Annotated in this window: 4 protein-coding genes; all 4 read right to left on the reverse strand. The window is 71.6% G+C overall.

The features are described from left to right. The coding region (locus L1885_RS22735) for a glycoside hydrolase family 2 TIM barrel-domain containing protein (protein ID WP_235799032.1) at positions 1-2038 on the reverse strand (2038 nt) is incomplete at its 3' end. 41 nt (positions 2039-2079) lie between these two features. Beyond that, complete coding sequence (locus tag L1885_RS22740) at positions 2080-2904, reverse strand: carbohydrate ABC transporter permease (protein WP_235799033.1); 825 nt, start codon at positions 2902-2904, stop codon at positions 2080-2082. Beyond that, positions 2901-3923: a carbohydrate ABC transporter permease gene (locus tag L1885_RS22745; RefSeq protein WP_235799034.1), complete on the reverse strand. Its 1023-nt coding sequence runs from the start codon at positions 3921-3923 to the stop codon at positions 2901-2903. Before L1885_RS22745 ends, L1885_RS22740 begins: the two co-directional genes overlap by 4 nt. Beyond that, a complete protein-coding gene (locus L1885_RS22750) occupies positions 3920-5215 on the reverse strand; it encodes an extracellular solute-binding protein (RefSeq protein ID WP_235799035.1) in 1296 nt (431 codons plus the stop codon). Before L1885_RS22750 ends, L1885_RS22745 begins: the two co-directional genes overlap by 4 nt. Positions 5216-5436 lie beyond the last annotated feature (221 nt).

The following is a 5436-nucleotide window of genomic DNA, read 5'->3' on the forward strand; positions in this document are numbered from 1 at the left end:
GCTCGCTCCATCGGACCTGGCCCCAGGCGACCTCGTGGCCCGCCGGCGCCCAGGGCGCGTCGCCGGCCGTCACGGCGCGCACCGTCAGCCAGCTCTCCCGCGTGGTGGCGGGCAGCCCGGGCAGCGGCACCTCGACCGCCCTGCCGGGCGCGGCCGGTGGGACCGCCAGCGGCCCCGAGGCGACCGGAACCCCCTCCTCCTCCAGGACCCAGGAGAAGGCCAGGCCGTCGAGGCCGACGGTGTCGTGGAGGTTCGTGACGCTCAGCGCCCCGCCGCCGGCCGCTCCCGCGATCCGGACCGGTTCGAAGACCTTGGCGAACTCGGTGAGCGCGGGGGAGGGCGTCCGGTCGGGGAAGACCGCTCCGTCGATGACGAAGTTGCCGTCGTGGATGTCCTCGCCGAAGTCGCCGCCGTAGGCGAAGTACGGCGTGCCGGCCGCGTCCCGGCGGGCGATGCCGTGGTCGATCCACTCCCACAGGAAGCCGCCCTGGCAGCGCGGATGGCGCTCGAACAGCTCCCGGTACTCCAGCAGGCCGCCGGGCCCGTTGCCCATGGCGTGCCCGAACTCGCACAGGACGAACGGCAGCTCGCGGTGGCGCGGGTTGTCCAGTTCGGCGGCGGAGCCCCGGCCGATGCGGTCGACCTCCTCGTGCGACGCGTACATCCGGCTGTACACGTCGACGTACTCGCACGCGTAGTCGCCCTCGTAGTGCACGGGACGCGAGGGGTCCCGCTCGTGCGTCCAGGCGGACATGCGGGCGAGGTTGGCGCCCGTGTGGGACTCGTTGCCGAGCGACCACAGGATCACCGAGGGGTGGTTCTTGTCGCGCTCCACCGTGCGCCGCATCCGGTCGAGGTACGCCTCCGCCCAGCGCTCGTCGCCGCTCGGGTTGCCGGACCAGCCGAGCCGCTCGAAGCCGTGCGTCTCCAGGTCGCACTCGTCGATCACCCACAGCCCGTACCGGTCGCACAGGTCCAGGAACTCCGGGTCGGGCGGGTAGTGGCTGGTGCGCACGGCGTTGACGTTGTGCCGCTTCATCAGCTCGACGTCCGAGAGCAGGCTCTCGCGCGGCACCGCCCGGCCGTGGCGCGGGTCGAACTCGTGCCGGTTGACCCCGCGCAGGACGATGCGGCGGCCGTTGACCCTCAGCACCCCGTCCTCGATCGCCACCGTGCGGAAGCCGACGCGCAGCGGCACCCGCTCGTCCGCCGTGTACGCCTCGCCCTCGTAGAGGCGGGGACTCTCGGCGCTCCACGGCGCGACGTCCGCGATCTCGACGCGCCGCCCGGCCGGCAGGCCGCCGATGCCCAGCTCGGGCACGTCGACCAGGACGCCTCGGCCCTGCGCCGTCACGGTCAGGGCCCCGCGGCCGGTCGTGTGGTCGTAGTCGGCGCGCACCTCCACGTCCCTGATCCCGCCGGCGGGCCGGGCGATCAGGGTGACCGGCCGGAAGATCCCGGACAGCCACCACATGTCCTGGTCCTCCAGGTACGAGCCGGCCGACCACTGGTGCACCCGTACCGCCAGCACGTTCCCGCGCGGCCGCAGCAGCGCCCCCGCCTCGAACTCCGCCGGCAGCCTGCTGCCCTGCGTCACGCCCAGCTCCGTGCCGTTCAGCCGTACCAGCGCGCAGGAGTCGACCCCGTCGAAACGCAGCACGGCGGAACCGGCCGGCCAGTCGCCCGGCAGGTCGAACTCCAGCCGGTAGTCGCCCGTCGGATTGTCGGACGGCACCCGCGGCGGGTCGACGGGGAAGGGGTAGTCGATGTTGGTGTAAGCGGGCCGTCCGTGGCCGTGCAGCTGCCAGTGGCCGGGCACGGGCAGGTCGCACCAGCCCGCGCCGTCCGCCGCGTCGAAACCGTCGCGCTCCACCCCGTCCGGCGCGGTGCCGGGCGACGGCGACAGGAGGAAGCGCCAGGTCCCGCCGAGGTCCAGCGACGCCGCGTCGGACGCGAACGAGGCGCGTGGCGGCAGCACCCCGCGCCCGGGGGAGGGGTCTTCCAGGTAGGGGGCGTGGGACGGCACGGAGTGGTGCATGGGTTCCTTTCAGTGCGTGGCGGGCGGCGGCGGGCCGGGCCTCAGCCCTTCACCGCGCCCGCGGCGATGTTGCCGATGAAGTGGCGCGCGCCGAAGAGGAAGACGACGATCAGCGGCACGATCGCGACCAGCGTCCCCGCCATGACGACGCTGTAGTCCGTCACGTAGGCCCCGTTGAGCTGGGAGAGCGCCACCTGGAGCGTCACGTGGTTCGAGTCGATCATCACCACGAGCGGCCACAGGAAGTCGTTCCAGGCGTTGACGAAGGTGAAGATGCCGAGGAAGGCGAGCGCCGGGCGCAGCACGGGCAGTCCGACGGTGAGGTAGGTGCGGAAGAAGCCGCAGCCGTCGACCCGGGCCGCCTCGATCAGCTCGTCGGGCACGGCGCCGCGCGCGTACTGCCGCATCCAGAAGATGCCGAACGCGTTGGCGGCCGCCGGGACGATCAGCGCCTTCAGGTCGCCGACCCAGCCCAGGTGGGCCATGACGACGAACTGCGGGATCGCCGCGAGCTGCGTCGGCACGACGAACGTCGCCAGCAGGATGCCGAACAGGACCCTGCTGCCGGGGAAGTCGTACTTGGCGAAGGTGAAGGCCGCCAGCGAGTCGAAGAAGAGGACCAGGACCGTCGAGGCGACGGCGACGATCAGGGTGTTCATCAGCGAGCCGAAGAAGTCGATCTTCGAGAACACCTGGCCGATGTTGTGGAACAGCTGGTCGCCGAAGAAGAGCCGGGGCGGGCTCGCGTAGATCGCGGAGGTCGTGTTCGACGCCATGACGGTCAGCCAGTAGTAGGGGAAGACCGTGATCAGTGCGCCGAGGATCAGCGCCCCGTACGTGAGGATCCGCCCGCGCACGCCGCTCATCGGCCCGCTCCCGTCGTGGTGGTGGCACCGGCCGGCGCGGTCCCGGCGGCGGCCGGTGCGGTGGCGACCTGCCCGCGCTCCGGGCGCATCACCAGGCGCCAGTTGAGGATGGAGAAGAGGACGACGACGATGAAGATGCCCCAGGCGATGGCGGCGCCGTAACCGAAGTCGTTGCCCGCGAACGCGGTGTTGTAGAAGTAGAGGACCATCGTCAGCCCGGCGCCGTCCGTGCCGCCGCGGTTGCCGAGCAGCACCTGCGACTCGGTGAAGATCTGCATGCCGCCGATCGCGGACATCACCACCGAGAACAGCAGTACGGGCCGCAGCAGCGGAACCGTCACCCGGAAGAACGTCTGCGCGGCGCTCGCGCCGTCCACCCGCGCCGCCTCCAGCACGTCCTTCGGCAGCGCCTGCAGGCCGGCCAGGAAGATGATGGCGTTGTAGCCGGTCCACCGCCAGATGATCATCATGGCGATGGCGCCGCGGATCGCCCACGGGTCGGCGAGCCACTGCACGTGCCCGATGCCGAACAGGCCGAGGAACCAGTTCAGCACCCCGAACTCGCCGCTGAAGATGGACCCGAAGACCAGCGACATCGCCACGATCGACGTCACGTTCGGCAGGAAGTACGCGACCCGCAGGACGCCCCGGAAGCGGATCGACGAGTTGAGCCCGACCGCGATCAGCAGGGCGAGCAGGATCATCGGGACGCTCGACATCACCCAGATGATCAGGGTGTTGCCGATCGACTCCCAGAACGTGCCGTCGGTGACGAGGAAGCGGAAGTTCTCCAGCCCGATGTACTTCATCGGGCCGACCCCGTCCCACCGCTGGAACGAGAGGAACAGCGAATACAGCACCGGGTAGAGGCCGAAGACCGCGAACAGCACGAAGAACGGCGCGATGGCCAGGTACATCGGCAGGTACCGCCACCGGCGGCGCGGCGGCGGGGCGGAGCGGCGCGCGGCCGCCGGAGCCGGGACCGCCGACGGGGCGCCGACCTCGGGTATCGCGGTCATGACAGAACCCCCTGCCTGCGCAGCAGGCGCTCGATCGTGGTGCGCGCGTCGTGCCACGCCTGGTCCGGGTCCTTGCCGCCGAGCTCCACGTTGGTCAGCTCGTCCGTGTACGTGTCGCTGATCGTGATGTCCCAGGGGCTGAAGTACGCGTACTTCACCTCGCGTGCGATGGCCGCGAACACGTTCATCGTCACCTGGCCGCCGAAGAACGGGTCGGGCTTCAGCAGCCTCGGGTCGTCGAACGCGGCCGGGGCGGACGGGAAGAGGCCCACGTCGAGGTAGTTCTGCGGCTGGTTCGCCGGGGACTGCAGCCAGCGGATCACCTCGAACGCGGCCTGCGGGCGCGGGCAGTACTTCGTCACCGCGAGGTACGAGCCGCCCTGGTTGCCGGCTCCGCCGGGCGGCCGGCACACCCGCCACTTCCCCTTGGTGCCGGGCGCGGCCTGCTTCATCTCGCCGGTGCCCCAGGACGCGCAGACCCGGCTGAGCTCCTTGCCGTTGTTCCAGGCCGCGTGCTCGTCCACCGACTGGCCGCTGGCGCTCTGCGCGCTCGCGTAACCGGCGGTCAGCTTCCGCCGGAACGCCTCCAGGGCGCGGTCCCAGGCCCTGCGCGCCCCCGACTGGTCGTCCAGGTAGTGGTTGCCGCGGTCGAAGTACTTCCTCGACTCCTGCGCGAGCGAGTAGGTGAAGACGGTCTTGGTGTCGGCGATCAGGAACCGCCCCGGCAGCGCGCGCTGGAGGCGCTCGCCGAGGGCGAAGTACTTCTCCCACGTCGAGGCGGCCTCGGCGACGTCGTCCGGCTCGCTCGGCAGCCCCGCCCGCCCGAACAGGTCGTGCCGGTAGAAGAGGGCCGCCGGGCCCACGTCGATCGGCACGCCCATCTGGAAGCCGCCGTCCGGGGTCGCGCCCGACTGCCACTTCCACGGCAGGTAGTCCTTCGCCAGCTCCCGCGCGCCGAGGGTGTTGAGGTCGACGAAGCTGTCGCGGTCCGACGTGTAGTACGCCGAGATGTTGTCGCCCATCATCGTGATGTCCGGCAGGTAGGCCCGCCCGGCGAGCGCCGCCAGCAGCCGCTGCTTGAGGTCGCCGCTGACCTGCGAGGCGACGAGCCGGTCGGCGGCGAAGTGCGCGGTGGCCCGGTCGAGGTTGGTCGGCGACAGGCCGTTGGAGGTGTACCAGAGCGTCAGCCGGCCGGGGTTGGCCGTGACGGGACTTGAGCACGCGGTGGCGAGCGGGGCGAGGGCGCCCAGTGCCGCCGCGCCGGTCAGAAGCTTTCGTCGAGTCAGCGTCATCGAGAACCTTCCGGAAGCCGCATGAGCGCTCACGTGAACGTTCACGGGAATGCCCGGATGGTGGCGCGCGGCTCCGGGGGGTGTCAAGGGACGTGACACAACCGCCCCCGTGGGGGAGTTGGGGCGGGGCGGCGCGCGGCGGGGCGCGGGACGGTGGCGGACGGGCAGGGCGCGGCGTCCGCCGGCCGTCCGAGCGCGCGGAAAGGCCTTGCCGCGGGGGC

Origin of the sequence: Streptomyces fuscigenes (genome assembly GCF_021556455.1) — a bacterium.
Lineage (GTDB): Bacteria > Actinomycetota > Actinomycetes > Streptomycetales > Streptomycetaceae > Streptomyces > Streptomyces fuscigenes.